Source organism: Sphingomonas daechungensis, from assembly GCF_039543105.1.
GTDB classification, from domain to species: Bacteria; Pseudomonadota; Alphaproteobacteria; order Sphingomonadales; family Sphingomonadaceae; genus Sphingomicrobium; species Sphingomicrobium daechungense.
This window is the reverse complement of sequence record NZ_BAABJC010000001.1, coordinates 16,486-38,656: the sequence shown is the minus strand read 5'-3', so window position 1 is coordinate 38,656 and position 22,171 is coordinate 16,486. Positions and strand designations below refer to the sequence as shown.

At 63.5% G+C, this 22,171-nt stretch carries 24 protein-coding genes and 1 tRNA gene; 7 read left to right on the top strand and 18 right to left on the bottom strand.

What is annotated here, in order from left to right; genetic code table 11:
• Nucleotides 1-25: 25 nt before the first annotated feature.
• The 8 genes from ABD928_RS00215 to gatC all read right to left on the bottom strand — a co-directional run bounded on the left by ABD928_RS00215 (nucleotide 26) and on the right by gatC (nucleotide 8,037).
• A tRNA-Leu gene (locus ABD928_RS00215) sits at nucleotides 26-110 on the bottom strand.
• Between the two features lie 288 nt (nucleotides 111-398).
• Entirely contained in the window at nucleotides 399-1,031 is a 633-nt protein-coding gene (locus tag ABD928_RS00210; RefSeq protein WP_345164937.1) for a hypothetical protein, read from the bottom strand.
• 5 nt (nucleotides 1,032-1,036) lie between these two features.
• Nucleotides 1,037-2,260: a M48 family metallopeptidase gene (locus ABD928_RS00205; RefSeq protein WP_187713991.1), complete on the bottom strand. Its 1,224-nt coding sequence runs from the start codon at nucleotides 2,258-2,260 to the stop codon at nucleotides 1,037-1,039.
• Nucleotides 2,260-3,039, bottom strand: coding sequence for a hypothetical protein (locus ABD928_RS00200; RefSeq protein WP_345164932.1), 780 nt, complete (start codon nucleotides 3,037-3,039; stop codon nucleotides 2,260-2,262). Before ABD928_RS00200 ends, ABD928_RS00205 begins: the two co-directional genes overlap by 1 nt.
• A gap of 105 nt (nucleotides 3,040-3,144) precedes the next feature.
• The gene (locus ABD928_RS00195; protein WP_345164929.1) at nucleotides 3,145-4,773 is read right to left on the bottom strand and encodes an alkaline phosphatase family protein; all 1,629 of its coding nucleotides are present in this window, start codon (nucleotides 4,771-4,773) and stop codon (nucleotides 3,145-3,147) included.
• A 23-nt stretch (nucleotides 4,774-4,796) separates the two neighbouring features.
• Complete coding sequence (gene gatB / locus ABD928_RS00190) at nucleotides 4,797-6,275, bottom strand: Asp-tRNA(Asn)/Glu-tRNA(Gln) amidotransferase subunit GatB (protein WP_187713989.1); 1,479 nt, start codon at nucleotides 6,273-6,275, stop codon at nucleotides 4,797-4,799.
• Nucleotides 6,275-7,753 carry an Asp-tRNA(Asn)/Glu-tRNA(Gln) amidotransferase subunit GatA gene (gatA, locus tag ABD928_RS00185; protein ID WP_345164924.1) on the bottom strand — a complete coding sequence of 493 codons (1,479 nt, stop codon included), beginning with the start codon at nucleotides 7,751-7,753 and terminating at the stop codon, nucleotides 6,275-6,277. The genes gatB and gatA overlap by 1 nt, the downstream gene beginning before the upstream one ends.
• Nucleotides 7,750-8,037, bottom strand: a complete 288-nt coding sequence (gatC, locus tag ABD928_RS00180; RefSeq protein WP_187713988.1) for an Asp-tRNA(Asn)/Glu-tRNA(Gln) amidotransferase subunit GatC — start codon at nucleotides 8,035-8,037, stop codon at nucleotides 7,750-7,752. Before gatC ends, gatA begins: the two co-directional genes overlap by 4 nt.
• 128 nt (nucleotides 8,038-8,165) lie before the next feature.
• Between gatC and ABD928_RS00175 the strand changes: the two genes are divergently transcribed.
• On the top strand, nucleotides 8,166-8,774 hold the full coding sequence (locus ABD928_RS00175; protein ID WP_187713987.1) for a DUF6445 family protein: 609 nt from the start codon (nucleotides 8,166-8,168) through the stop codon (nucleotides 8,772-8,774).
• 4 nt (nucleotides 8,775-8,778) lie between these two features.
• Here ABD928_RS00175 and ABD928_RS00170 read toward each other — a convergent pair whose 3' ends face one another.
• The 5 genes from ABD928_RS00170 to ABD928_RS00150 form a co-directional block, all read right to left on the bottom strand.
• Nucleotides 8,779-9,861, bottom strand: coding sequence for an endonuclease/exonuclease/phosphatase family protein (locus ABD928_RS00170; RefSeq protein WP_345164919.1), 1,083 nt, complete (start codon nucleotides 9,859-9,861; stop codon nucleotides 8,779-8,781).
• Between the two features lie 138 nt (nucleotides 9,862-9,999).
• Nucleotides 10,000-10,677 (bottom strand): glutathione S-transferase family protein, encoded by a 678-nt coding sequence (locus ABD928_RS00165; protein ID WP_187713986.1) that lies wholly within the window; start codon nucleotides 10,675-10,677, stop codon nucleotides 10,000-10,002.
• Nucleotides 10,678-10,792: 115 nt separating this feature from the next.
• Nucleotides 10,793-11,125, bottom strand: coding sequence for a hypothetical protein (locus ABD928_RS00160; protein ID WP_345164914.1), 333 nt, complete (start codon nucleotides 11,123-11,125; stop codon nucleotides 10,793-10,795).
• A gap of 83 nt (nucleotides 11,126-11,208) precedes the next feature.
• Complete coding sequence (locus ABD928_RS00155) at nucleotides 11,209-11,736, bottom strand: DUF2939 domain-containing protein (RefSeq protein ID WP_187713984.1); 528 nt, start codon at nucleotides 11,734-11,736, stop codon at nucleotides 11,209-11,211.
• Between the two features lie 136 nt (nucleotides 11,737-11,872).
• A complete protein-coding gene (locus tag ABD928_RS00150; protein WP_187713983.1) occupies nucleotides 11,873-12,337 on the bottom strand; it encodes a hypothetical protein in 465 nt (154 codons plus the stop codon).
• A gap of 532 nt (nucleotides 12,338-12,869) precedes the next feature.
• Between ABD928_RS00150 and ABD928_RS00145 the strand changes: the two genes are divergently transcribed.
• Genes ABD928_RS00145 through ABD928_RS00135 form a run of 3 tightly spaced genes read left to right on the top strand, consistent with a single transcriptional unit; the run spans nucleotide 12,870 to nucleotide 15,346 of the window.
• On the top strand, nucleotides 12,870-13,976 hold the full coding sequence (locus tag ABD928_RS00145; protein WP_187713982.1) for a DUF3089 domain-containing protein: 1,107 nt from the start codon (nucleotides 12,870-12,872) through the stop codon (nucleotides 13,974-13,976).
• Nucleotides 13,973-14,443 carry a Holliday junction resolvase RuvX gene (ruvX, locus tag ABD928_RS00140; RefSeq protein ID WP_345170109.1) on the top strand — a complete coding sequence of 157 codons (471 nt, stop codon included), beginning with the start codon at nucleotides 13,973-13,975 and terminating at the stop codon, nucleotides 14,441-14,443. The genes ABD928_RS00145 and ruvX overlap by 4 nt, the downstream gene beginning before the upstream one ends.
• A 12-nt stretch (nucleotides 14,444-14,455) precedes the next feature.
• Nucleotides 14,456-15,346, top strand: a complete 891-nt coding sequence (locus ABD928_RS00135) for an aspartate carbamoyltransferase catalytic subunit (RefSeq protein WP_187713980.1) — start codon at nucleotides 14,456-14,458, stop codon at nucleotides 15,344-15,346.
• Here the strand turns inward: ABD928_RS00135 and ABD928_RS00130 are convergent, their stop codons facing one another.
• Genes ABD928_RS00130 through ABD928_RS00120 form a run of 3 tightly spaced genes read right to left on the bottom strand, consistent with a single transcriptional unit; the run spans nucleotide 15,347 to nucleotide 18,092 of the window.
• The gene (locus tag ABD928_RS00130) at nucleotides 15,347-16,666 is read right to left on the bottom strand and encodes an SPOR domain-containing protein (protein WP_345164905.1); all 1,320 of its coding nucleotides are present in this window, start codon (nucleotides 16,664-16,666) and stop codon (nucleotides 15,347-15,349) included.
• A 39-nt stretch (nucleotides 16,667-16,705) separates the two neighbouring features.
• Nucleotides 16,706-17,356 carry a hypothetical protein gene (locus tag ABD928_RS00125; RefSeq protein ID WP_187713978.1) on the bottom strand — a complete coding sequence of 217 codons (651 nt, stop codon included), beginning with the start codon at nucleotides 17,354-17,356 and terminating at the stop codon, nucleotides 16,706-16,708.
• 16 nt (nucleotides 17,357-17,372) lie between these two features.
• Entirely contained in the window at nucleotides 17,373-18,092 is a 720-nt protein-coding gene (locus ABD928_RS00120; RefSeq protein ID WP_345164900.1) for an AAA family ATPase, read from the bottom strand.
• A gap of 137 nt (nucleotides 18,093-18,229) precedes the next feature.
• Here ABD928_RS00120 and ABD928_RS00115 point away from each other — a divergent pair, with 137 nt between their 5' ends.
• Entirely contained in the window at nucleotides 18,230-19,120 is an 891-nt protein-coding gene (locus ABD928_RS00115) for an SPOR domain-containing protein (RefSeq protein ID WP_187713977.1), read from the top strand.
• Between the two features lie 4 nt (nucleotides 19,121-19,124).
• On the opposite strand, the gene serB is transcribed toward ABD928_RS00115, so the two are convergent.
• Nucleotides 19,125-20,003: a phosphoserine phosphatase SerB gene (gene serB, locus ABD928_RS00110; RefSeq protein ID WP_187713976.1), complete on the bottom strand. Its 879-nt coding sequence runs from the start codon at nucleotides 20,001-20,003 to the stop codon at nucleotides 19,125-19,127.
• Between serB and miaA the strand changes: the two genes are divergently transcribed.
• Together miaA and ilvC are read left to right on the top strand one after the other, a co-directional pair.
• A complete protein-coding gene (gene miaA / locus ABD928_RS00105; RefSeq protein ID WP_425569642.1) occupies nucleotides 19,996-20,931 on the top strand; it encodes a tRNA (adenosine(37)-N6)-dimethylallyltransferase MiaA in 936 nt (311 codons plus the stop codon). The genes serB and miaA overlap by 8 nt on opposite strands.
• Nucleotides 20,932-20,942: 11 nt before the next feature.
• Nucleotides 20,943-21,920 (top strand): ketol-acid reductoisomerase, encoded by a 978-nt coding sequence (gene ilvC, locus ABD928_RS00100; protein WP_187713975.1) that lies wholly within the window; start codon nucleotides 20,943-20,945, stop codon nucleotides 21,918-21,920.
• Here ilvC and ABD928_RS00095 read toward each other — a convergent pair.
• Nucleotides 21,917-22,105, bottom strand: a complete 189-nt coding sequence (locus ABD928_RS00095; RefSeq protein ID WP_187713974.1) for a hypothetical protein — start codon at nucleotides 22,103-22,105, stop codon at nucleotides 21,917-21,919. The two genes, ilvC and ABD928_RS00095, sit on opposite strands and share 4 nt — an antisense overlap.
• Nucleotides 22,106-22,171: the final 66 nt, after the last annotated feature.

Genomic DNA, 22,171 nt, shown 5'->3' with positions numbered 1-22,171 from the left:
CCTTGGGACAAGCTGTGCGCTGTGATGGTGCGCGCGGAGGGACTCGAACCCCCACGTCTTGCGACACTGGAACCTAAATCCAGCGCGTCTACCAGTTCCGCCACGCGCGCGCGGACATTGCTGAGCGCACGTCTGTCGGAGACAGGCGAGCACCGCGACGGCGCTATAGCAAGGAAAAGCGCAGGGGCAACCGCTTAAGGCTCAGCGGCGTTGGACCTTCGAAAGGAATTCTCCGTGCAACAGACACCGCCCCCCGAAACGCCGGTCCCCAGTCCGCCCGAGCCCTCCCAGCCGGGCCAGCCCGAACCTGTGCCGCAGGAAGCTCCCCCGTCCCAGCCGCCGATCGACGTGCCGGCGCCGGGGACGACGCCGACACCCGGGCCCGCCTCACCCGTCGGCTAGCTCCTGATCGCGGCGTTGTTCGCCATTACCTCGAAGTCAGGTAAGGCGTTGGCGTAATAGTGCGAGCGGGTGGCGTCGAACATCATCAGGTACAGCCTGCCATTGATGACCGCGCCTACCGCTCGTCCCTTGCGCCACAACTCATCACCGTCGAGATGCTCGAAGTCGAACTGAAAGCCAGGGTGACCGAGGAACTGTCGCGGCTGCAGGCTCAGCGTCCTGAATTCGACGGCCCCGCCCCTCACCCGGTAAGCCGTCTCCAGCATGGCGGTGATCTCTGGCGCGGTCATGTTGGCCCGGAACTTCGGCACCTGGCGCTCGTCGCTCTTGCGCTGCTGAACGATATACTCCCCGCCTGGCATTCCCGACACGAAGGTGATTCCGTCGAGGTACGGACCATTGAGTGTCCAGTCCTCCACCCAGCGGATGGTGTCGAAGAAGAACAGGAACCGCCGCTGCCTGTTCCACGGGCGCGGCGGCGTGACCTCCAGCGACCCGTCACCAACGCTGGTCGGCTTCGCGCGGACCAGCTGGTACACACCGAGGTCGGTGCTTTCGCCCACGGCGTTGCACCCGGCCAGCGGCATGGCCAGCGCGGCAAGTGCTACTCCGGCTTTTCCCAACCTCACGCCCCTCACCCAACCATCTGCCGAATGAATGGGGCGTCCGGTGCGGCCGGCTTCATCTGGAGATAGCGACCCAAGGCTGCCTTGCCCTCGCCGCTCCGTCCTTCCTTGATCAGCGACAGCCCATGCCAACGCCAGGCTTCCGCCGGAGCATCCGGATAGGCCACTGCGACGGCATAACTCTGGGCCGCCCGCGTATCATCGCCGGCGCGATTGCGGAGCCGCCAAACCTCGCCCTCGTAATAACGAAGCAGCCCGTTCCACCCGTCCAGCGCCAGGGTGTTCAACAGATACTGGCTCGCACCCGGGTCATTGAGCTTGACCTGGTCCTCCAACAGCATCTCCCGGATCGGAGCGATCTTCTCCAGGTATCGCGCGCGACCGCTGTCGTAGGTTCGCCCCGGCACGGTGACCTCGGCCGCCGAGATTTTCAGATCGGCGAGCCGCGAGCCTTCCGACGGATGCGTGTCGAACAAGCTGCCGCGGCGACGACGCTTGCGGCGATAAGCCGCGCTCGCATCTTCTTCGCCGATCAGCTGCTCCCATACGTTCGCCATTTCGATCGGCGGATATCCGGCCTCCGCGATCAGGCGCGCGCCCATGGCATCGGCCTCCGCCTCCATCGCCCGGCTGTAAGCGAACAGCGACAGGATGGTCGCGAGCTGGGCCAGCTGCACATAGTCGCCCATGTAGACGCCGGCCCCAGCACCGGCGACGCCTGCGGCCAAGGCTCCAACCGCGAAGAGATCGCTCTTCCGCTTCTGGTCGCGCCAGGATCGGATCATGTGTCGCCGGAGGAAGTGGCCGGATTCGTGGGCAATCACCCCCGCCAGCTGGGCCTCGTTGCGCATCCTCAAGAGCAATCCGGAAAACACGACCGCGAACCCGGACGGGAACATCATCGCGTTGAAATCCGGAACGTGCGCCAAGTAGATTCGCATGTCCTTCGCCGCCGGTCCGCCGACGGTGCCAATGATGCCCTGAAGGTAAGAGACCAGAGCGGGATCCTTTAGCAGCAGGTTAGATCCGGAGATTTCCTCCTCCGCCCGGTCCATCAGCTGCCAAAGTCCCTTTTCGTCCGTGTCCGTCGGACGGAAGCCTGGACCGATCAGCGGCACCATGTCCGCCGGACTCGTGCGCGCTTGCGCGCTCCCGGTTGCCAGCATCGCGGCCAGTGCGCCTCCTCCGGCAAGCATCGAGCGGCGGCTAAGGGCGGCGCAGCGCGAGCACATCAGCGCTTCTCCGCCGATTGCGCTTCACGCACTTCGCGGCCCGCCTTCATCCGTCCGAGCAGCCGCTCGACCATCTGGCTTGCGCCTTGCTGTGTCCGAATGTCGCCGAACGTGACGCCTGGGAGCTGGCTGCCGGTCTGCAGGATGTTGAACCACACGACTTCGCCGGTCCTGAGGTCGACAAGCGATGCATAAGCGAACTGATTGCTCCCGCCGCTAGGAGCGCAGAAGCCGATGAAACATCCCGCGACCCCCAGGACCTGCAACGCCGTTCGCCCGCTCGAGGCGATGTTATCCTCGGCGTAGAGGAAAAGCGCGTAGTCGTAACCAGTCCGCCGGCCCAGCGAAACAGCATCCTCGCCAAGCGTATACTCCAGCCCCTTGCCCCGCTTCGTCGGAAGCGCGGCGCCTGAGTATTTGTGAAGCGCGATGGAGTTTCCCACCGCGTAATGAAGACGCTCCAGATCCGCGATCTCATCCGCGCTGACGTTCGGGAGTTCATTCCGCTTGGCGATCACCAGGACCTTGCCGCCGCGGCCCGCCTGATCCGCACGGAGCGCTTCGATGATGTTGCTGCGCGCCTGCTCGGTCCAGTCAGCCCGTGGTTGCGGCATTCCGCCGGTTTCAAGGGCGTTCACCGCCACATCCGGACGCATGACGAGCAACCGGTAATCGCCTTGCGGCGGCGTAAACTGCACGTCGGCATATTGGCGCGACTGAACGCACCCAGACCCGGCGAGGCTGGCGGCCAGCGCGAGTGCGGCACCGACTTTCCCCATGACTTCTCCCCCGGCAGGCGCGGTCACACCTGATTGCGGGAAAACTGACTACCATTTCCTGAACGGCAGGTGAAAGTAGCGGAAAAGACTAGGAAAAAGAACGGTCTAGTGCGACGGACAAGCGACTCCTTCGACACCGTCGATGCACCTGCCGTCGAGCGACGCCGGAACCTGCAACCCGATCTCCGCCGCGACGGTCGGCAGGATATTCACGGTCGAAACATGGTCTTGACGATCGGCGGGCGCTGCGCCCCTCCGCCAGAACAGGATGGGTACCCGGCGGTCGTAATCCCAGACGCTGCCGTGGGTCGCTACATATCCAGCGCCCGGCTTCGCAATCGGAGAAACATTTTTCTTCAGTGCGACGTACAGATCGCCCGATCGCTGCTTGTCGAACGACGCCCGTACGCGCTGCTCGATCGTCCACTGGTCAGGCGAAGCCGTCGGAACCGGAAGTCGCTCGATCTCCCGTGACGTGAAAACGGCCTCGACTTGCGGATGCGCTTTAAAGATCGCAATTGCTTCACGCTCTGCTCGTGCGCGGTCTGCCGTCTTGAGCGAGCGGTCGATCCAGACATCTCCGGCCATATCCCCGAGGAGGACCGGTCCGGAGAGCTTGAGCTTGGCCGCGATCGCCTTTCCAACCTCGACCGTTGTCAGGGCAGGATCGGCGCGAGCCGCGTCGGTCACACCCTTCGACCGGAGCCGCTCGGGAATGTCCATGCCGCCATGATCGGCGGTCAGCACGACCGTGTAATCGATGCCGCTTCGGTCGAGCACGTTGAAGAAGTCGCCAAGATTCCGGTCGAGCGAAAGCAGCTGGAGGCACATCTCCCCGCCGCCCGGTCCGAGCCCGTGCCCGATGTAGTCGGTCGCCGACAGGCCGACGGAAATGACGTCGGTCGCCGCGTCCTGGCCAAGCTTCAACTCCTGGATCAGCCCTGCGGCAATCGCCAATACGGCCCCGTCGAATTCCGGAGACGCCCGGAACGCCTTTGCATCGCCGGCAGCGCGGGCAAACCGCCCGGCTCCGACGGACAGTGTCGGCGACACCGCTGCCGGGGTCGATTTCGCCTGACAGAACGGCGGAGGATTCAGACCTGCCTGCGGGACAGCGATGGCGCCCGCGATAGCCACCTTCGCCTTGTTGATGGTCTCCGGGACAGCCGCCGATTTCAGATCAGTCGTGAAAGTCTTTCCGTCCCAGTACCATCTTTGATCGACATTATGGCCGCCCATCATCACCGCAGCGCGGTCTTTGCCAGCTACGGCGACATTCAAGCTCTGCGGAGACTGCTGCTTGAGCAGGTCCCCCAGTGTCGGCACTCGGAGGTGCAGCGGGGACACCGTGTAGCTCGTTGACGAAGTGCCGGGAACGCGCTCGTCCTCGGCGCAATAGACGGTGCGGTCCGAACGCGTGAGCGACTGGTCGACCCAGCTGTTCGCGATGATTCCGGTGTGAGTGGGGTGTGAACCCGTCAGGATCGTCGAATGCCCCGGGCAGGTCTCGGTCGCCGCATGTGCCTGATAGCCGTTCCTGAATGCCGTTCCCCCCGACAGGCGCGCAAGGCCTGCGGTGAACTGCGGACGGTACTCATCGAACAGGTCGGACGAAAATTGGTCGACCGAAATTACAACTACTAGCTTCGGCGCATCGGCCTTCAGGGCAACGGGAGCTGGAGCAACCGGCTGCGCGGCAAACAAACCGACGAGAAATGCCGCAAACATGACCATCAGGCTCCTTTACACCGAGACTCTTACCCGAGCTTTGCCCGCAGCCGCTCGTTGACGACCTGAGGATTGGCCTTGCCCTGCGTCGCTTTCATGGTCTGGCCCACGAAGAAGCCGAACAGCTGCTGTTTGCCGCTTTGGTACTCGGCGACCTTGTCGGCATTCGCGGCGAGGATCTTGTCGATCTCGCTGTCGATGGCGCCCGTATCGGAGGTCTGCTTCAGACCGCGCTTTTCGACAATTTCAGCGGCACCCTCGCCGGTTTCCAGCATGATTTCGAGCACCTGCTTGGCGATCGTGCCGGAAATCGTCCCATCGGCCACAAGACCGAGAAGGCCGCCAGCCTGCTGCGGCGAAACCGGCGACTCCTCGATCCCCTTGCCCAGGCGATTGAGCGCACCGAACAGCTCGGCAACCACCCAGTTGGCCGCCTGCGCCGGCTGCGCATTGGCATCTAGCAGTGCATCGAACCACCGAGCGGTCTCGACTTCGGCCGTCAAAACGCCAGCATTATAGGGCGTTACGCCGAGCGCCTCGTAACGCTTGCGCTTGGCATCCGGCAGCTCCGGAAGCGACGAGCGGCATTCCTCGATGAACGCGTCGTCAAGTTCCAGCGGCAGCAGGTCCGGGTCCGGGAAGTAGCGGTAATCATGTGCATCTTCCTTCGACCGCAGCGTTCGTGTCGTCCCGCGATCCGGGTCGAACAGGCGCGTTTCCTGCGCGACCGTCCCACCTTCCTCGATCAGCTCCACCTGGCGGCGAGCCTCATATTCGATCACCTGCATGACGAAGCGGACGGAGTTGACGTTCTTGGTCTCTGTCCGCGTCCCGAACTCGTCGCCAGGCTTACGCACGCTGACATTCACGTCCGCACGCATGGAGCCTTCCTCCATGTTGCCGTCGCACGATCCGACGTAGCGCAGGATTGCTCGCAACTTCCTGAGGTAAGCCCCTGCTTCTGCTGGAGAACGCATGTCAGGCCGCGATACGATCTCCATCAACGCGACGCCTGCACGATTGAGGTCGACGTAGGACATGGTCGGATGCTGATCGTGCATCAGCTTCCCCGCATCCTGCTCGACGTGGATGCGCTCGATGCCGATGCTCTTGGCACTGGCGTCATCCTTCTCGTCCAGAAGGATTTCGACCTCGCCCTCGCCCACCAGCGGGTGGAATAGCTGGCTAATCTGATATCCCTGCGGAAGATCGGCGTAGAAGTAGTTCTTCCGGTCGAAGCGGCTCCAGCGGTTGATCTTCGCTTCAAGCGCCATACCCGTCCGCACCGCCTGGCGGATGCATTCGCGATTGGGAACCGGGAGCATGCCGGGCATGGCAGCATCGACCAGCGAGACCTGAGTATTCGGTTCCGCGCCGAAGGCGGTGGCAGCACCTGAAAACAGCTTTGAAGCCGTTGCCGTGATCTGAGCATGCACCTCCAGGCCGACCACGACTTCCCAGTCGCCGGTTTCGCCCTTGATGCGGAAGGGTGCGGTTGCGTCAGCCATTACCACCACCTCTTTGGCGTCGCGGTGAAGCCCGCGCGCTCTTCGATCGCCAGACCAGCGTTCAAAACGCCCTGCTCATCGAGTTCGCGGCCGATTAGATGAAGACCGAGCGGCAGCCCCGTCTCGTCGAGCCCGCCCGGAACCGACATCGCCGGCAGTCCCGCAAGGCTTGCAGGCACCGCAAACACGTCGTTCAGGTACATCGAGAGCGGGTCGGCCGTCTTGTCGCCAAGCCCGAAAGCCGCTGACGGAGCTGTCGGCGTCAGGATCAGGTCGCACTGCTCGAACGCTTTCTCAAAATCCTGCTTGATCAAGGTTCGGACCTTCTGCGCCTTGGTGAAGTAGGCGTCGTAGAAGCCCGCGGAGAGCACGTAGGTGCCAATCATGATCCGGCGCCGGACCTCCGCCCCGAATCCTTCGGCCCGGGTCGCGGCGTACATCGCGTCGAGACCGCCCTCGCTTTCGGCGCGCAGGCCATAGCGAACACCGTCGTACCGAGCGAGGTTCGAAGACGCCTCGGCCGGGGCGATGATGTAGTAAGTCGGCAGCGCATATTGGGTGTGCGGCAGGCTGATTTCCACGACCTCTGCACCGGCATCGCGCAACCATTCGATGCCGCGATCCCACAATGCCCCGATCTCGGCAGGAACGCCGTCGATGCGATATTCCTTGGGAATTCCAATCCGCTTGCCTTTGAGATCACTGGATAATCCAGCCTCCCACTTGGGCACGGGCAGGTTGAGCGACGTCGAGTCCTTCGGATCGAACCCAGCCATCGCTTCCAGCATGATCGCACAATCGCGAACCGTCCGGGCCATCGGACCCGCCTGGTCGAGCGAACTCGCGAACGACACGATGCCCCAGCGCGAACAGCGACCATATGTCGGCTTGATCCCGCAGATCCCGGTGAACGCCGCCGGCTGCCGGATCGAGCCGCCGGTATCGGTGCCCGTCGCCGCCGGAGCAATCCGCGCCGCGACAGCCGCGCTCGAACCGCCAGACGACCCGCCCGGTGCAAGCGGGGCGTTTCCGCCATCGCTCCGCCGCCATGGCGAAATCACCGGTCCGTAGGTGCTCGTCTCGTTGGACGAGCCCATCGCGAACTCGTCCATGTTGAGCTTGCCGAGCATTCCCGCCCCCGCCTTGCGCAGGTTGGCGGTGACGGTGCTCTCATACTCCGGTCTGAAATCCTTGAGGATGCGGCTCCCGGCGGTCGTGTTGACGCCGCGTGTCGCAAACAGGTCCTTGATGCCGAGCGGGATACCCGCGAGCGACCCCGGCTCGCCCGCACCGCGCGCCTTGTCCGCCGCATCGGCCGCTGCAAGCGCATCGTCCGGCGTCTCGACGGTATATGCGTTCAGCGCCCGCCCCCCGGCGACCGCTTCATTGTACTGCTCGGCGATCTCGCGCGCCGTGAACTCGCCGGAACGGAACCCGTCGCGAAGCTCGGCAATCGACAGTGACGTCAGGTCGCTCATTCGATCACCTTCGGCACTGCGAAGAAGCCGTGCTCGGCGACCGGCGCATTGGCGAGTACCGCATCGCGGCAATCGCCGTCGGTCACCGCATCCTCGCGCAGCCGCAACGTGTTGGGAATGACCGCGGTCAGCGGCTCCACCCCATTCGTATCCACCTCGCCGAGCTGCTCCACCCAGCCGAGGATATTGTTGAGTTCGGGCACCAGCCGCTCGAGCTCCTCATCGCTCATCGCGATGCGGGCGAGCTTGGCGATGTGCCGCACCTGTTCGATCGTGACTGACATTATGGCGGCGCGATAGCGGCGGTGCCGGAGGGCGGCAAGCGCTGCAGCCCAAACACCCACAAACGGCTTCCAATGCACCCTGACGGCTGTAACCTGTCCTCAGCTGACGGAGGCTGAGGGGGGCGTTGATGGTTCCGGCGTTGTTCGTGATCGACGATTTCCTGCGCAATGCCGAGGAGGTCCGTCGCCAGGCGCTCTCGCTCACTTACGCAGTCGGCGGCCGCTATCCCGGTCTCAACTCCGTCGAGAAGCTTCGCATCGAAGGACTCGACCAGGTCATCTCGACCTTGGTCCGCGAGCCGGTTCGAGCGCCGTGGACAGAGGATTTCTCCCACGGCTCCTGCCGCGTCGCCCTCGCCTCCGATCCGCAGGAGGCCCGCATCCACATCGACCAGAGCCATTGGTCCGGGATCCTCTATCTCAGCCGTCCCGAAGATTGCCACGGCGGTACCGAGTTCTTCCGCCACAAGCGCACCGGCACCGATCGCGTGCCGATGGACGAGGCCGGCCTGCGCCAGATCGGCTACGCCTCCTACACCGACCTCCAGCACGACATCCTCGATCAGGATGCGCTCGACCGGTCGAAGTGGGAGCACACCATGACTGTGCCGATGCGCTTCAACCGGCTCGTGCTCCTCCAGCCGCACTATTGGCACACGGCTGGCCCAGGATTTGGCGATAGCCTGGAAAACGGCCGCTTGATCTACCTGATGTTTTTCCTTCGCGGCCCTGCCTGAGTTCTCAGCCGCAGCCCGCCAGCTCCGGGCTGATCGCCACAGCGCCAACCAGCCACTCGATCCGATAGGTGACCATGTAGCCGTCGTGATCGGACAGTTGCGGGCTGCCGGGGCTTCCGTCGAACAGCGCTTCCACCCGAATGGGCCGGATCGAGGCGCGCTCCCCGGAATGGAAGAACTGGAGGTCCTGCGTGTCCATCCAGGGCGCATCCCCGTCCCACGACATCTTTACCAGGCAACCGGAGGACGGTTCGATGCAAACGCGGTGGACAAGCGTCATCGGCTGGTAGCGGGTGAAATTCTCCCACCGCGGCTCCGAATGACGCATGTTGAAATCGCCGCCGAAGATGACTGGAAAGTCGTCATTGTGGGTGCGGTCGATGAATTCTGACGCTTCCAGTGCCTGCCGGTCATGAGCCGCAAGGTTCCGCGCGGCCGGCGCCTTCGAAGCACCGCGCGAATTCATGTGTGTGTCATAGACGTCGATCGGCGTCGGCAGGCCCGGAACGTAGATCCGCGCCAGCATCACCCCCTTGTTCGCCAGGCAGTCGAGTCCGGCGCAGGACTTCCCCCCGAATGCGCGAAGCTCGGTCATGACGATCGGATAACGCGACGCGATTGCCAGCCCGCTTCCCTGGAAGCGGATGCCGACCTCGCCATGCTTCAGCTTGGACTTTCCGGGCAGCTTTTCGCTGGTGGACTCGAACGGCCTCGTGCTTCGGCTCGGTCCCGGCGAGATCGCGGGATAGCCGCTATTCATGACTGCTGCCTTGGCGGAGCCGCTGAACATTTCCTGGAACAGCACGACGTCCGGCCCCGTCCCGGCCTTGAGCATCTCCGACAGATGCTCACCGATCTGCTTCAACTCAGGCCCGCGCCCGCTCCGCGCCGGGAAGCCCAGGCCCTCGATGTTGTAGGTGAGAACCTTCAGCTCTGCAGTCTTGCTCTTGCCGCCGGCCACTTCCGTGATCTGCGCCGGCACTCCGTTCCCGCAGGCGAGGCTCCGGCTCGGTGGAGCCGTGCTGCACCCGCCAACTAGCAACGCCAGCGCAGTCCCGGCCAGAGCGGGATGGACGCGATTGAACATTCGACCCCCTGTTCGCATCGTTCCCCGAAACGATAACCCAATCGACCGCCACGCGACATTCAATCCTTGGCATGGATCCAGATCAAATCAGTGGAATCGCGTGATCGCCTTACGGCAGGCTTGGCTGGAAAGCTGGCGTTAGCTCCGGGCATCCGCGCCATTTAGACGCTCAAGGAAGGCGGTGATCGTGGCCCGCTTCCTGATACTGGCTCCGGCAACGGGCGTACGGCTCAAATAGTTCAGCTGTCCCCACAGAGCGAAGTCACAGAGATACGGCCTGTCGCCCAGCACGTACGGGCCGGGTGTGAGCAGGCTCTCGGCCGCATCGAGATTGCGTTCCAGGTCTCGTCGTACATGGTCGGGTGATTTGCGCAGCGTGCCCTGCCCCTTCAGCTGCCGCAAGATCAGGCGCAGGTAGTAGCGATAGACCAGTCGCCCTTTTAGCGAGTTGCCGAATACAGCCGCGACGGGCTTACGCCCTTCCACCTCGAACCACCGATAATAGAGACCGAGGAAATACAGGCTTTCGTCCGCCCAGTCTTCGATCGTGTGGCTCAGGCCCCGCTCATGAGTGGCGGGTGGAAAAAGCGGCGGTTCTGGAAAACGATCCTGCAGCGCATAGGCGATGTCCGTGGAGTCCGTAACGAATGCGCCGTCGATCTCCACGGCGGGCACCTTGCCGGTACCCCGACGCCTGAGTTTGCCGCGTGCGTCGAGCGGATTGACGGTCCGGTAAGAGATGGATTTGTAATCAAGAATCGCGCGCACCTTCATGCAGAAGGGCGAATATGGCCAATCGTAAAACACGACCGTCATGGATCGCGGTGATGCCCTGCTGGAAGCCTCAGCGCAATGTCGGCTCTGCGTCGAAAACTGACGCTACTGGTCTAGCGGCGGGTTTGGGTGGAAAGCGGACATTCCGGATCGAGCCCTACCGCTGGTAATACACCTTGCTCATCTCGCCGTTGCACCGATCGATGCGCATCCCCAGACCGCCGCCCCCGAAAGTGACCGTGATACTGCCCTTGGCGTCAGGCGGACTGTCAGGAAGGCCTTGAGAAACCAGCCAACCGGTCTTTCCGTCTTCTTCAACGTGCAGCACATATCGAGCCTGCTGCTCTGGCGTTTGCCTGCTTCGGATGATCACTTCGGCAAGCTCCCGTGCCACCTGCGCGTTTGGCACAAGTTCGCCCACGCGAACGTCGCATGTTGGCGCGTCACCGCTAAGCCCTGCGCTTGCCAGAAGGATCAAACCTAGAATCATCTACCGCACCTCCAGCGGAAACCTGCAGAAACCAGCTAATGTCCGCAATGGGTCGGAAGCAGACGCATGCGTCGCCCTGAACCTCAGTTTGAAGCAGGTGCGGGCAAGTCTACGCCACTAAGCCGCCAGCCGAACCCATGGCGTTTGAAAATCATCTTTCCGTCAGGACGGTTTTTGTTGCTCACTGCGAATTCATCAAAGCTGCGCCTTTCGATCTCCACTTTGTCGCTGACGTCAAAGGCGCCAGTCGCCTTGCTCGTCGGATGCTGCGTGGCCTCGCGATTGCGGTTGGCAATGAAGGCGGCGCGTAGACCAGCCGGCGAGACGAGCCCGTCAATCATCGGGCCAATCATTGCTGTGGCCATTGCTGTCCCCAATTCACCGACGCCCGACTTGTCTTTCTGCGCTTCCACTGCGAACTGCGCCATGATCTCAGATTTCATGTCCTCACGCAGTGCGGGGAAATCGACGTACGCCGCAAGCGCATCGGCGTCATTCTCCTGAGCGGCGTCACGCATCTGTTTCAGCGTGTACCAGGGCGACATGAAGTACCACGCAATAGCTATTACAGCGATCAAGCCGAATGCTGCCAATCCCCAACGCTTGCTCATCATCTTTCCCTTCCGCACCCGAGCAATTGCAGTCTAGGCGAACCGGCGCATGGCCAACGGCTATGAGGCTAGCGGCCGCAATGGGTCAAAAGCTGCCGCGGCGCTTAGGACAGCTTTCGCAATCCTTGCTCTTCGATCAGGGTAAGATCGCAAGCAGCGCTCTGCCGATTGGCGCGCTCCAATGCGTATCGAACAGAGCGACCTCTATCCCCTGTTCGACGAACCAGAATGTCCCGCCGAGCATCCACACTGGGTGAACCGCTCCAAAGCGCAGCCGGTCGCGGAGCATCGCGCCCAGGATCGGCAAATTCGCTACGAACATACCGAGGACGATATCCGGTCGGCTCATGGATGGAAGGATATGGCGCCAGCGGAAGATTGCCGGCCAAAGTAGAACAATGGTCGCCAAGGCCATCCAGCGCTTGTGGGCAGCGGAAGACCGTCGAGATACGTAACCGGCGATCACGAAGGCGAGAAACAGCGAAAGGCCACTTACGGTGCCCATGAACGCTGTCTCCGCGATTGGGCCTTGCGACGGAAGGTCGCGCCGAGCTGCCCATGCGGCCGTAAGAATACCGGACGACCAAATGACAACGGCCATGGGCAAACCCAACTGGCCAATTCGCATGTGCAACTTTGTTCGGTCGCCTCGGACAAGGAAAGCCTGCGTCAAGAGAAGGCAGACCCAAGTGAACGCGCCAACACCGTGGAGATGAACTACAGCAGGTGCGGCAAATGTGCGTCGTGCTATCGGTATGAAGTAGGTAGTGGAAAATCCGGCAGCGATTGCGGCAAGGCCAAACAAAGCGACGCCAGCATAGAATCGCTGCGCGCGGTCCTTGGCCCAGGTGCTCGCCATCGCCCCCTCTCTCCGTAGATCAGCTTAGAGTTCGGCGAAGAGTCCGCAATGGGCCGCAAATTGTCGGGGCTCTGGCTCCAGGACCACCTCGCAACAAACACCTGTCCTACAGGACCCCTCCTGTGCTTGCGTCTCGAACATCGCAATCACGCTCACTGGATCGACGCTTTGAACCCTTTCCTCGCTCTTCGAATAAAGCTCGTCAGTGCGAACATTGGGAACATTCGCGGTCGAACTTGCTCGTTGACGGCCGGCTGAATAGAGCGCCCGGCCAATGTGCGCTCGCCGGTTCCTCATCTTCGTCTTCATCATGATCCTGCTGTTCGTCGCTGGAGCATTCGCGATCTATCAGTTCGGGCAGCAGGTGCTGATCAGCCAGGCGACACCGCAGGGGCATTTCCAGGCGCCGTCGCCCCGCACCGGCCCCGACTATTCGAAGCTCGACAGCTGGGTCGCCCGGCCAGAGCTTACCGGCAACCCGGCGACGACCAGCTTCTCCGGCGGGCGCCCCGCCCCAGTCCCCGCAGGCGACGCGGCCGTTTTCTACGTCCATCCGACGACCTACTTGCGCCGCGATCGCTGGAACGGGCCGATCGACGACCGGGAAAGCCGCCAGCGAACCGACCTGTTCGTGCGCAGCCAGGCCAGCGCCTTCTCACCCTCCGGAGCAGTCTGGGCTCCGCTCTATCGTCAGGCGGCATTCGGCGCGTTCCTGCTCAGGAGCAGCGATGCCGAAAAGGCGCTGGCCCTAGCCTACTCGGACGTCTCCGCCGCATTTGCCGAGTTCCTCGAGCGCAATCCAACCGGTCCGGTCATTCTCGCCGCCCACAGCCAGGGCGCGCTGCACTTGTCGCACCTGCTTCGTGACCATGCCGACGGCCTCAAGGGACGCCTGGTCGCGGCTTATGTCGTCGGCTGGCCGCTGAGCACCAGCGCCGACCTACCGGCGATGAAGCTTGGCGCCTGCACATCGCCTGAGGAGACCGGTTGTGTGCTGTCCTGGCAGAGTTTCGGGTCGCCTGCGAACCCCGACCTGATCATGGACGCGTGGGAAGGCACGCAGGGACCGACAGGGCTGAAGAGGGAGCGGAAGGACATGCTCTGCGTAAACCCGCTGACCGGCACCAGGGACGGCGCGGCCGCACCGACCGCCAATCCCGGCACCTTGATCCCCACTGCCAATTTCGCGTCGGCAACGCTGGAGGCGGACCGTGTCGGCGCGCGCTGCGACAACGGGCTGTTGCTGGTCGACGGCGACATCCCGCCGCTCGGGCCGTTCGTACTGCCCGGCAACAATTATCACGTCTATGACTATGCGCTGTTCTGGGGCGCCATTCGGGACGATGCGGGGCGGAGGCTTGCCGCTTGGCAGAAGCGTTGATCACGTCCGCTCCCGCCGAATTCGCCGAGGCTACCCCGCACGGGAAGCTCGCCGGACTGGATGTCGGCACGAAGACCGTCGGATTGGCCGTGTGCGATGCCGGCTGGAGCTTTGCCGGACCGTCCGAAACTCTCCGGCGGACCAAATTCACCGCCGACCTCGAACACCTCAGAAAGTTCGTTGAACGGGAACAGGTAAAGGGTCTTGTCCTTGGACTTCCTCTCAACATGGACGGCACGGATTCGCCGCGGACGCAGTCGGTCCGCGCCTTCGCCCGCAATCTCGCTCCATTGGGCCTGCCCATCCTCCTATGGGACGAGCGCTGGTCCACCCAGGCAGTTGAGCGGGCGATGATCGAGGCCGACGTCAGCCGCTCGAAGCGCGCGGAGAAGGTCGATGCCCTCGCCGCCGCCCACATCCTGCAGGGCGCGATCGATGCGCTGGCCAACCTGCCGCAGCAGCATTAGTCGGTCTGCTTCGTGAACCTCATCTCAATCGATTCGCTGAGCGACGCCCAGATCGAGCGCATTCTCGACCGCGGCCAGCGGTGGTTCGAGTATAATCGCTCGGGCTCGCGGGGGCAGGACAAGAGCCTGCACGACAAGCTCGTCTTCAACCTGTTCTACGAAAACTCGACCCGCACCGCGATGTCCTTCGCGGCCGCTGCGCACCGTCTGGGCGCCTCGCCCGTGTTCCTCCCGGTCGAACAGTCTTCGATCAAGAAGGGCGAAACCTTCGAGGACACGGCGCGGACGCTCAACGCCATGCGCCCCGACGTCGTCGTGATCCGCCACCGCGAGAACGGCGCTCCGGCGGCCATGACCGAATTGATGGATTGTGCCGTGATCAATGCCGGAGACGGTACCAACGAGCATCCGACGCAGGCGCTCCTGGATGCGCTGGCGCTTCAGATCCGCTTCGGTGACTTGAGTGGCCTGAAGGTCGCAATTTGCGGCGACATTCGCCACAGCCGCGTCGCCCGGTCCAACGCCAAGCTCCTCCCCCGTCTCGGGGCCGAGGTCAGGCTGGCGGGCCCGCCGTCCCTGCTTCCAGGCGACATCCCTGCCCTTTCGATCGATGAGGCCATCGACGGCGCGGATGTAGTGATGATGCTCCGGGTCCAGCGCGAACGCTTGGAAGAGGACCTCGGGGATGGCCCAGGAGAATATCTTGAGCGCTACGGCCTGACAGCGGAACGCCTTGGCAGGGCCGCTCCGGACGCTGTGGTCATGCATCCTGGGCCGATGAACAGGAACGTCGAGATCGCCGACGATGTCGCCGACGATCCCGAACGTTCCTTGATCTTGCTTCAGGTCGAGGCTGGCGTGGCCACGCGAATGGCCTGCCTCGAGCTCGTTACCGGCGGCTGATCACCGCGACGCGAATTGCACCGGCGAGTCGCCGGCCACACCGCGAACGAAGCAGGTCCCGCCCTTGCCGCGCAGTGCGGAGCAGCTCGACGCCGCTTCAGACTGGCTTCCGAAGCCACGGATCGACAGGCGCCACACGGTACCCTTCGGTCCATCGAAGCGGGCGACCATCGGCGAGTATTTCCGCAAGCCCGGGTACTTCTTCGAAAGCTGCGCCCAAGCCGCCGAAACGCGAGCTTCGGAGCTGTAGGCGCCGATCTGAACCACGGCCTTCGACTTGCCGGACGCAGAAGCAAGCGCCGGACGCGCCGGAGCCGCCGCCTTCTTGGCCTTCGCTGGCTTTGCCTTCGGAGCAAAGTTCGAAGACATCATCGCGAATGCAGCCGGGGCTTCGGGCGAAACCGCAGCAGCTACGGCAATTGCCTCACGCTGCTCAACGACGGGAGCGGGAGCAGGCGCCGGAGCCAGCTCGTCCGGTTGCGACACCGGGGTGGAATAATAAGGCGCGTTCGGCACTGGAGCCGCTTCCGCGACCTGCACAGGCGCCGGAGCAGCGGCCGCTTGAGCAACCCGAGTGTTCGAGCTGCCGTTCAGCGCCAGGCGGACCGGCTGACCGGGATCGCCGACTACCGACGGCGTCACGCCAGTCAGCGCGGCAACCTGGTCGTAGGCGTGCGCCGGCTTGGCAAGCGACATCCACTGCTGGACGCGAGCGTCGACCTGATCAGCCGGAAGATCCTGCGAAGCGACGATTCGGGCATTGTTCCAGTCGCCGCTGAGGCCCAGCGCGAGCGCCAGGTTCTGGCGGACCCGGGCATCAGCGCCGTTGGCGCGAGCCGCAACGTCGAGGATCTGCACCGCATCGGCCGAACGACCAGCAAGAGCGAGAGCAAGGCCATAATCCGCCGGATCGACGATGCTCTGCGACTGCTGGAGAAGCGAAATCGCTTCGTCATTCTTGCCCTGGGCGATCTGGACCAGTGCGCGCTTCAGGATGACCGACGGCTGCATCGCGGCCAACGACAGCGAGTCGCCATAAGCCGCTTCCGCCGAAGCGAAGCGGCCGGCACCGAAATAAGCGTTGCCGAGCAGGCCGCGAACGTTGGCGTCCTGCGGGCTCGCCTCGACTGCGCTCTCGGCAAGGCCGACGGCGGATGCATAGTCATTGGAGTCGATCGCCATTTGCGCGCGAAGGGCATAGGCCATGTTGGCCTTGCCCTTCGAAACCTGCGCGCTTCGCGACATCGGTGACGCGCATCCGGCGACCATGGTAGCCAGTGCGACAGCGGAAACTGCAGTTCCCAAGCGAAGCGGTTTCATTTGCCTTACCCCTTGCGTTTGGCCTCGTCAGGCCAGTGCTTACCCTTTGCGTTTGGCCTTTTCGGCCATCGCCTCCAGCTCCGGCATTCCGCCGAGAAACTGATCGAGCGCGTCGGTGACGAGAAGCTGAGCCGAACGCCCATTGAGGGCACAGGCCAGACGCAGCTTCAGATGACGCTCCGGATCGAGCCGAAGTGTGAACGCAGCCTTCCCCTTGCTGCCCGGAGCCGAACGCGGCTTCGAGACACGACGAGCGACCGGAGCCGGAGCCGAGGGCACCACGTACATCGGGACCTTGGCTTCGACGGGCTGCACCGGCAGTTCGTCGGATTCATTAACGAGCTCGGCGGTCTCATCGACCTCCTCACCCTCGTCGGAAACGTCTAGCGGTTCCTGGAACGCGTTTTCGATTTCCGCGTGCTGCGAATGCACGGGCGAGTTCACTGGCGTGAGTCCGGCATGGCCGTGAAGCGCAGGATGCTCGGCGATCGGCTCACCAAAAGCGTCATGTTCTGCATCACGCGGCGTTTCCGCAGGCTTGGGAGCCTCGAAACCCATGTCGTTCCAGCCGAGATCTTCTAGATTTCCACCGATCTGGCCAAAACCCTGGGGACGCATCGCCGGGCGAGCGCCACCCTTGCGGGCCAGCAATCCGGAAGAGAGAGAAGCGAAAGGCTTCGGTTCGGACATCACTTAAGTCGCCTCCTTACTGGCCGACCACACGACGGCCGAAGCCGCCAACCGGGCGAGGCGTGGATGGAGCCGCCGAAGAGGCTCCGGGCGCCGCGAAAACCGTGCGGCGAAAATTCTTTTCGAGACGATCCGAGATGTAGTCCCAAAGCTCGGTCACTTCCTGGGCCGAGCGGCCGTTCGGGTCGACTTCCATCACCGTGCGGCCGTCGATCATCGACGCTGCGAAATCCGTGCGGTGGTGAAGCGTGACCGGGGCGACCGTTCCGTGCTGCGAGAGCGCGACGGCGGCTTCGTAGGTGATCTTGGCTTTGGGCGTCGCTGCGTTGACGACGAAAATCAACGGCTTGCCGGCGCGGTCGCAAAGATCGACCGTCGCACCAACAGCGCGAAGATCGTGCGGGCTCGGACGGGTCGGGATAACGATCAGCTCGGCGACGGCGATGACGCTTTGGATCGCCATGGTGATGGCCGGCGGCGTGTCGATGACCGCCAGGCGGAAGCCCTGCTGGCGAAGGACTTCGAGGTCGGAGGCCAAGCGAGCGACGGTGGTTTGGGCAAAGGCCGGCATTTCGGCCTCGCGCTCGTTCCACCAGTCGGCAAGGCTGCCCTGCGGATCGATGTCGATCAGGCAGACCGGGCCTGCCCCCGCCAGCTGCGCCTGCACCGCAAGATGTCCGGACAAGGTCGTCTTTCCCGACCCGCCCTTCTGCGATGCCATTGCCAGAACGCGCATGCTTTTCCCCTCGCCGAAGCTTTCAATTCGACGTCGGGAGTGACACCCAAGGCGCTAAAATCTGGTTAACATCGTCAAGAGACTGTTGCTGTTGAAGCGGCGAGGATTACGGTTGTCGCACAAGGAGTCGGAGCCAAATGCGTACCAGGCCCTGGAGTGCAGCCTTTTTCCTCGCATCGCTCGCCTGGGCGATGCCAGTTGCGGCGCAGGCCGTGAAATCCGGTATCGATGCCTGGCAGCAGGGCGATTACGCCAATGCGATTGCGATCTGGCGTCCCCTCGCCGAGGCCGGCGACGCAGATGCGGCGTTCAACATGGGCCAGGCCTACCGACTTGGGCGCGGCGTGCTTGTCGATCTTGGCGCAGCGCAAGGCTGGTTCGAGAAAGCGGCGCTCAAAGGCCATGTGGACGCGCAGGCCACGCTCGGCCTGCTGCTTTTCCAGAACGGAAATCAGGCGGATGGCCTGAAATGGCTCAAGGCGGCTTCCGAGAAAGGCGATGCACGGGCGATGCTCGTCTATGGAACCGCGCTGTTCAACGGTGACGGCGTCGCGCAGGATCCTGTTCTCGGTTACGCCTACGTCAGCCGGTCCGCGGCCCAGGGTCTTGAGCCGGCAAGGAATACGCTCGCGCAGATGGACGGCATCATGCCGCTTGAGCAACGCAAGAAGGGCGTCGCGCTGGCGATGCAAAAAGCGAAAACGCAAACCGCTGCTCCCAAACCGAAGCCGGCAACTCCGGCAAAGTCGGCTCCGAAGGTCGCGGTTCGAGAGACTGCAGTGACGTCACCCGCCACCGGTACCTGGCGCATCCAGCTCGGCGCGTTTTCGCAACGATCCTCGGCGGAAGCGCTGTACAAGCGGCTTGCAAGCAATGCGCCTGTGGCGGGCCGGCAGCCGTTCTTGGTTCCAGCGGGTGCAGTCACTCGCCTCCAGGTTGGTCCGTATCAAAGCAAGGCGGCTGCCGCGGCAGCTTGCAATACCCTATCTGCAAAGGGTCAGGCCTGCTTCCCGGTGCCTGCGAAATAGGCCGCTAGCCGACGACCCAGTCGCGACGGCGAATGCCCTGCGCCCAGAGCAATGCGTCCAGTCCATGATGATCGAGGCGTGCGTCCGCGACCTCCGCCAGCGCCGGCTTCGCACGAAAGGCCACGCCGAGTCCGGCTTCCTCGACCATCAGCCGGTCGTTGGCGCCGTCGCCTACAGCCAGCACCTGATCGGGCGAAAGACCAAGCTCAGACCGCATCTCGACCAGCGCTTCGACCTTTGATTGCGCGTCGACGATCGGGTCTTCCACGGATCCGCTGAGAAGGCCGCCATCGAACAGCAGCCGGTTGGCCCTGATCGAATTGAAGCCGAGCAACTTGGCAATTGGGTCGGCGAACGACACGAACCCGCCGGTGACGAGCATGCAATAGGCGCCACCGACGCGCATGGTGCGGATGAGCGTTGCTGCCCCGGGGTTCGGGATCACGCGTTCCTTGACACAGCGCTGGATGGACTCCTCATCGAGTCCGGAAAGCATCGCTACCCGCTCACGAAGCGCCGACTTGAAGTCGAGCTTGCCTTGCATGGCGCGCTCGGTGATCTCGGCAATCTCGCGCTTCAGGCCTGCGAAATCCGCGAGCTCGTCGATGCATTCCTGCCCGACAATGGTCGAATCCATGTCCGCGACAAGCAACCGCTTGAAACGGTTCTCCTCCGGCTGAACGAACACGTCGACGCCCTCCATGCCGTCGAGCGCCCAGCGAATGGCCTTGAGATCGCCGCTGACCTTGAGGTCGACCGCGTCGCCCTCGTCGATCCAGGCAGCGAACGCGGCCTTCGGGTCGATCTCGCGCAGCGAGCCGAGGGCGCGGTCGATCAGCCTGTCATCGAGGCATCCGGCTGCTATCAGGGTCACAATGGCCATGCGGGTCGAAAAACCTCCTGTCGCTCTCATTGCCGGGCCGACCGCAAGCGGCAAGTCGGGTCTGGCGTTGCGCCTTGCAGAGCAAATCGGCGGGGTGATCGTCAACGCCGACAGCGCACAGATTTATCGCGACCTTCCGATTCTGAGCGCTGCTCCGAGGCCCGAGGAGACGGCGCGTGCTGAGCATCGCCTCTACGCCGTGCGCGACGGGGCCGACCCATGCTCCGCTGCCGAGTGGGCCCAGATGGCCAAGCGGGAAATCTCTCACATTCATGCAATCTCAAAGGTGCCGATTTTGGTTGGCGGCACGGGACTTTATCTTCGGACGCTGCTGGACGGCATCGCACCCGTTCCCGCAATCGATCCCGAGATTCGCAGGTTGGTCCGAGACGCGTCGGTGGCCAAGAACCGAGAAAAGCTTGCCGCGCTCGACCCGGTCGCCGCCGGGAGGCTAAAGGCAACTGACACCACGCGCATCGCAAGAGCGCTGGAGGTCGTGCTTTCGACCAAGATCACGCTGGCAGAGTGGCAGCAACGACGAGAAGGCGGGATTTCGCATGCCATCTCGCTGGCGCCGATCATTCTTCTTCCGCCCCGTGAGTGGCTTTATCGGCGGTGTGACGAACGGTTCAGCGAAATGGTCGATCGAGGAGCGGCGGCGGAAGTCCGCTCCCTCCTCGCGAGAAATCTGGACCCTGCCCTGCCCGTCATGCGAGCGATCGGCGTCCGAGAAATTGCCGGATGGCTCAAAGGTGACGTCACTCGTGACGAGGCGATTGCCTCGGGCCAGCAGGCTACGCGTCGTTACGCCAAGCGCCAATATACGTGGTTTGCACATCAGCCGCCGGAGGCCTGGCCCAGGTTTCGCGAGCCGTTTGAAGGAAAGTCGATAGAAGCAGCGCTGGCCCTGCTCGGATCGAAGCCGTAAGCGCGAAAGCCATGGACCTGCTTCGCGATCGGGACATCGACATTGGGCCGCTGGCGGGCAAAAGGGTGGCCATCCTCGGCTATGGCAACCAGGGACGCGCGCAGGCGCTCAACCTCAAGGACAGCGGAATCGACGTCGTCGTGGGCCTGCGCGGCGCATCGGGAAGCGCTCGGGCTGCCGAGGAAGCCGGACTGGAGATCGCGCTTGTCGAGGAAGCCACCGCCTCGGCTGACGTCATCATGTTTCTCGCGCCCGACGAAGCGCTTGCCGGGATTTACAGGGAAGTCGAAGCGCGCATCCGCTACGGCGCCGCGATCGGCTTCAGCCACGGCCTGACCGTCCACTTCGGGCAAATTCATCCGAGGCACGACCTCGACGTCTTCATGGTGGCGCCCAAGGGTCCGGGCGTCGCGTTGCGGTCCCTCTACGAGCGCGGCAAGGGCATGGTCGGAGTCTGGGCCGTTGCGCAGGATGCCAGCGGCAAGGCCCGTGATCTGGCACTCGCTTACGGGAAAGCGATTGGATGCGCTCGCGCCGGCCTGATCGCATCGAGCTTCGCCGAGGAATGCGAAGCGGACCTGTTCAACGAGGGCGCGGTTGTCTGGGGTGCGGTTCCCGAGATCCTGGTCGCCGGGTTCGAAACGCTCGTGGAGGCCGGCGTGTCACCCGAGCTCGCCTACCTGGAATGCGTCGGAGAGTTGAAGCTTCTTGCCGATCTCATCGAAGCGCGCGGGATTGCCGGAATGCGCGAGGCGATCTCGAACACGGCGGAGCTTGGCGCGGCGCTTGGCGGGCCGCGTGTGGTGGACGAGCATGTGAGGCAGAATATGCGTCAGGTCCTCGAGGACGTGCGCAGCGGTCGGTTTGCCGAGGCGTTGCGAAGAGAAGCTGCCGACGGCTACCCTGAGTTGGAAGGCGCCCGCGCAAGATCACACAGCCATCAGATGGAACGGGTTTTCCAGGACCTGAAGAGCCTCGGCGGCTCCTAGCCGACTTGCTCGGGAAGATCGGTGACCCTGGCTCCGATCGACGCGCGCTCCGTGTAGACCCGCTGGAGCCGGCGGTGCGCGTCGGCTGCGTCCCTATCTTTGGCAGAAAGCGCCAGTTCGAGCTCCTCGGCAGCGCGTTGGGCGAAATAGACGCGATCGCCGTTGACGTTGCTTGAGTTGTCCATGACCGGTCTCCTTCGGACGGCGTCAAGCTTAGCAGGCGGCAGCCGACTTGTCGCTGGAAAACGCCG

Excerpts from the sequence above, each read along its gene's own strand:
- ABD928_RS00125 (WP_187713978.1), bottom strand. The coding sequence starts at position 17,356 with ATGTCCGAACCGAAGCCTTTCGCTTCTCTCTCTTCCGGATTGCTGGCC.
- ABD928_RS00170 (WP_345164919.1), bottom strand. The coding sequence starts at position 9,861 with ATGTTCAATCGCGTCCATCCCGCTCTGGCCGGGACTGCGCTGGCGTTG.
- ABD928_RS00205 (WP_187713991.1), bottom strand. The coding sequence starts at position 2,260 with ATGTGCTCGCGCTGCGCCGCCCTTAGCCGCCGCTCGATGCTTGCCGGA.
- gatC (WP_187713988.1), bottom strand. The coding sequence starts at position 8,037 with ATGTCAGTCACGATCGAACAGGTGCGGCACATCGCCAAGCTCGCCCGC.
- ABD928_RS00150 (WP_187713983.1), bottom strand. The coding sequence starts at position 12,337 with ATGGCCGTTGTCATTTGGTCGTCCGGTATTCTTACGGCCGCATGGGCA.
- ilvC (WP_187713975.1), top strand. The coding sequence starts at position 20,943 with ATGGACCTGCTTCGCGATCGGGACATCGACATTGGGCCGCTGGCGGGC.
- gatA (WP_345164924.1), bottom strand. The coding sequence starts at position 7,753 with ATGAGCGACCTGACGTCACTGTCGATTGCCGAGCTTCGCGACGGGTTC.
- ABD928_RS00160 (WP_345164914.1), bottom strand. The coding sequence starts at position 11,125 with ATGATTCTAGGTTTGATCCTTCTGGCAAGCGCAGGGCTTAGCGGTGAC.
- ABD928_RS00120 (WP_345164900.1), bottom strand. The coding sequence starts at position 18,092 with ATGCGCGTTCTGGCAATGGCATCGCAGAAGGGCGGGTCGGGAAAGACG.
- ABD928_RS00155 (WP_187713984.1), bottom strand. The coding sequence starts at position 11,736 with ATGAGCAAGCGTTGGGGATTGGCAGCATTCGGCTTGATCGCTGTAATA.
- ABD928_RS00095 (WP_187713974.1), bottom strand. The coding sequence starts at position 22,105 with ATGGACAACTCAAGCAACGTCAACGGCGATCGCGTCTATTTCGCCCAA.
- ABD928_RS00195 (WP_345164929.1), bottom strand. The coding sequence starts at position 4,773 with ATGGTCATGTTTGCGGCATTTCTCGTCGGTTTGTTTGCCGCGCAGCCG.
- ABD928_RS00175 (WP_187713987.1), top strand. The coding sequence starts at position 8,166 with ATGGTTCCGGCGTTGTTCGTGATCGACGATTTCCTGCGCAATGCCGAG.
- miaA (WP_425569642.1), top strand. The coding sequence starts at position 19,996 with ATGGCCATGCGGGTCGAAAAACCTCCTGTCGCTCTCATTGCCGGGCCG.
- ABD928_RS00115 (WP_187713977.1), top strand. The coding sequence starts at position 18,230 with ATGCGTACCAGGCCCTGGAGTGCAGCCTTTTTCCTCGCATCGCTCGCC.
- ABD928_RS00165 (WP_187713986.1), bottom strand. The coding sequence starts at position 10,677 with ATGACGGTCGTGTTTTACGATTGGCCATATTCGCCCTTCTGCATGAAG.
- ABD928_RS00130 (WP_345164905.1), bottom strand. The coding sequence starts at position 16,666 with ATGAAACCGCTTCGCTTGGGAACTGCAGTTTCCGCTGTCGCACTGGCT.
- ABD928_RS00145 (WP_187713982.1), top strand. The coding sequence starts at position 12,870 with ATGTGCGCTCGCCGGTTCCTCATCTTCGTCTTCATCATGATCCTGCTG.
- gatB (WP_187713989.1), bottom strand. The coding sequence starts at position 6,275 with ATGGCTGACGCAACCGCACCCTTCCGCATCAAGGGCGAAACCGGCGAC.
- serB (WP_187713976.1), bottom strand. The coding sequence starts at position 20,003 with ATGGCCATTGTGACCCTGATAGCAGCCGGATGCCTCGATGACAGGCTG.
- ABD928_RS00200 (WP_345164932.1), bottom strand. The coding sequence starts at position 3,039 with ATGGGGAAAGTCGGTGCCGCACTCGCGCTGGCCGCCAGCCTCGCCGGG.